Below are 3,147 nucleotides of genomic sequence, written 5' to 3' on the forward strand. Positions count from 1 at the left end.
AGGCAGTAGGGCATCACGAAGGTGTTGCCGCCGAACGCGGCGGCGCGCGTCGCGCTCTCGAAATCGTCGGCCATGACGATGCCGGGGCCCGAGGGCTGGCTGATGTGGACGTGGCTATCGATGCCGCCGGGCAGCACGAGGAGACCCGAAGCGTCGACGATCTCGTCGGCATCGGTGATGGCTTCGCCGATCGCGGCAATACGGCCCTGTTTGATGGCGACATCGGCCTTGTAGGTGTCGCTCGCGGTGGCGACGGTGCCGTTGCGGATGACGGTGTCGAAGGCAGCCATGTGACGCGCTCTCCCTTGGGCAGACAGGCTCAGGCGAATGTGTGAAACAGCGATCCCCACTCGCTGACGCCGCTCACATCGACGCCGGCGATCTTCAGCGATTTCCATACCACGGTGGCGATGGTGTCGAGAATGGGAATGCCGGTCTCGAGCTCCAGCCGCGCCACCAGCGGCGCGGCGCGCATGTTGGTGCAGACCACCGCGATCGCATCCGGCTTCTCGCGCGCGACCTCGCGGATCATGGTCTCGATCTCGGCCGGCGCCACCTCGGCGAAGGAAAAATTGTCCTGCAGGTTGAGATGCCGGTCGCCGCGGCAGGCGATGCCGAGCTTGGCGTAATTGGCGATGATGCGCGCCTGCACGTCGTCGCGATAGGGCGTGACGAGGCCGAGCGAGGTGGCCCTCGACAGCGCCAGGATCTCGTTCAGCGCCAGCATCGAGGTGGTCGCGGGAATGCCGGTGGCCGCCGTGATCTGCTCGCACAGCTTGACGTCGGCCTCGAAGCCGAGCCAGCCCGAGGACGTGCCGTTCCAGCCGATGACGTCGACCTTGGCATGCGCCAGCAGCTCCGCCGCGCGCAGGATGTTGGAAATATCGAACTGCGCCAGCGCATCGCTCGACAGCGCGATCTCGGTGACCTTGAAGCGCGAGAAGTGCGCCGACACGTTGGGCAGCCCGGCCACCATCGCCGAGGTGATCGGCTCCAGCGCGGTGTTCGACGACGGCGTCAGCATGCCGAGCAGGGTGCGTCTGGTCATGGGTGATCGAGCCCTTTCGCCATAGCTGGCTCCAACATGTGGGGTATTCCTTCGAGAGCAGCCGCGGGCGAGCGGCCCATCACTGCGCCCTCTCCCCTTGTGGGAGAGGGCATGCACGCGCGTGCAGCAGACTCGGTTGGGTGAGGGGTCTGCCTCGACAGATGAGATCGCGGAAAGAGACCCCTCACCCGGTTTCTCACTTCGTGAGAAACCACCCTCTCCCGCAAGGGGAGAGGGTGCACCGCCGGTGCCGAGACGACATCGGCCGCAAGTAGTCCATCGCAACGGTCTTGGGGAAGACGACAGCCGCCACGCATCATGCCAGCGCCCTCTCCTGCTCCGCCCTCTCTCCCCGCAACAGCGCCAGAATATGCCGCTTCAGCGCGTTGAACTGGGGGCTCGTGATATCCCGCGGCCGCGGCAGGTCGATCGGCATGACCTCCACGATCCGCCCCGGACGCGCGCTCATGACGGCGACATGCGTGCCGAGCGTCAGCGCCTCGTCGATCCCATGGGTGACGAACACGATCGTGCCCTGGTGCTGCTGCCAGATCCGCACCAGCTCGGTCTGCATGTCCATGCGGGTCTGCTCGTCGAGCGCGCCGAACGGCTCGTCCATCAGGATCACCTGGGGATTCATCAACAGCGCGCGCGCGATGCCGACGCGCTGGTTCATGCCGCCGGACAGCTCGGACGGATAATGGTTCTCGAATCCGGTGAGGCCGACCATGTCGATATAGACCTGCGCGCGGGCGCGGCGCTCGGCCTTCTGGCCGCCGCCGAGCAGCAGGTGAAAGGCGACGTTCTCCCACACCGGCAGCCACGGCATCAGATTGGCATGCTGGAACACGACGCCGCGGTCGGCGCCGGGCGCGGTGACCGGCCGGCCGTCGACGCTGACCGTGCCCGCGCTCGGCTGCTCGAAGCCGGCGATCATGTTGAGCAAGGTGGACTTGCCGCAGCCGGACGGGCCGAGCAGGCAGACGAACTCGTTGCGCGCGATGGCGAGGTTGATGTCGGCCAGCGCCGTGACGTCGGCGTTGCGCATCCTGTCGGTGAAGATCTTCGAGACGCCGGAGATGTCGATGGTCGCCATGTCTACTCTCCGCCGCGCAAGGTCGTGTTGCGCTGCCAATGCAGCACCCGCGCCATCACCGTGCGGATGGCGAGGTCGCTGCAGAAGCCGAGCAGGCCGATGCTCGCCATCGCCGCCAGCACCAGATCGTAGCGCAGGAAGTAGTAAGAGTCCCACAGCACGTAGCCGAGCCCGCTCTTGACGGCGACCATCTCGGCGGTGACCGTCAGCATCCAGGCCGAGCCGATACCGATGCGAAGGCCCGCGAAGATGCTCGGCATCGCCGCGGGCACCACGATGTAGCGCAGCAGCTTGCGCTCGCTGCCGCCGACCATGGCGCCGGCGCGGATCAGGTTGCGGTCGCAGGTCTTCACGCCGTGGATGGTGTTGAGCAGGATCGGGAAGAAGGCGCCGAGGAACACCAGGAAGATCGCCGGCTTGTTGGCGATGCCGAACCAGATGATGGCGAGCGGGATCCACGACACCGGCGGGATCGGCCGCAGCATCTGCAACGTCGGCTCGATCACGATCTCGGTCTTGCGCGACCAGCCGATGGCAACGCCGAGCGCCACGCCCAGCACGGTGGCAATCGCAAAGCCCGCGGCGACGCGCGACAGGCTCGCCAGCATGTCGGCGAGCCAATGGCCGCTATAGGTCTGGGTATTGCCGTCGGTGCCGATGAGCCAGTCCGCCCACGCCCACACCACCGTCGACGGCGCCGGCAGCAGCGCCGCCGGCAGCGCCCCGGAACGCGAGAAGGCCTCCCAGCCTGCGAGCACGAGAACGGGGACGATATAGCGGTCGAGCTTGCGGAAGTGCGCGATTGCGGAAGTCATTGGAAGGCCATCACGTGTTCACACGATATCTACTGATCGCTCGCATCTTCCAGGACATACTCATCTCACCGTACAAGTGGCCGCAAGCGAGCGGCGCGTGATTGCGCCCTCTCCCCTTGTGGGAGAGGGCATGCAGGCACGCGCAGCAAACTCGGTTGGGTGAGGGGTCTGCCTCGGCAGACGCGCCC

Annotated in this window: 3 protein-coding genes and 1 pseudogene; all 4 read right to left on the reverse strand. The window is 66.5% G+C overall.

The features are described from left to right. Nucleotides 1–290: pseudogene (locus tag BRAS3809_RS16600) on the reverse strand (dihydropyrimidinase); the annotation flags it as partial. 29 nt (nt 291–319) lie between these two features. Next, on the reverse strand, nt 320–1,048 hold the full coding sequence (locus tag BRAS3809_RS16605) for a maleate cis-trans isomerase family protein (protein WP_008963274.1): 729 nt from the start codon (nt 1,046–1,048) through the stop codon (nt 320–322). A 316-nt stretch (nt 1,049–1,364) separates the two neighbouring features. Beyond that, nucleotides 1,365–2,144 (reverse strand): ABC transporter ATP-binding protein, encoded by a 780-nt coding sequence (locus BRAS3809_RS16610; RefSeq protein WP_008963275.1) that lies wholly within the window; start codon nt 2,142–2,144, stop codon nt 1,365–1,367. A gap of 2 nt (nt 2,145–2,146) precedes the next feature. After that, nucleotides 2,147–2,959, reverse strand: a complete 813-nt coding sequence (locus BRAS3809_RS16615; RefSeq protein ID WP_008963276.1) for an ABC transporter permease — start codon at nt 2,957–2,959, stop codon at nt 2,147–2,149. Nucleotides 2,960–3,147: the final 188 nt, after the last annotated feature.

Source organism: Bradyrhizobium sp. STM 3809 (assembly GCF_000239795.1).
Taxonomy (GTDB): domain Bacteria; phylum Pseudomonadota; class Alphaproteobacteria; order Rhizobiales; family Xanthobacteraceae; genus Bradyrhizobium.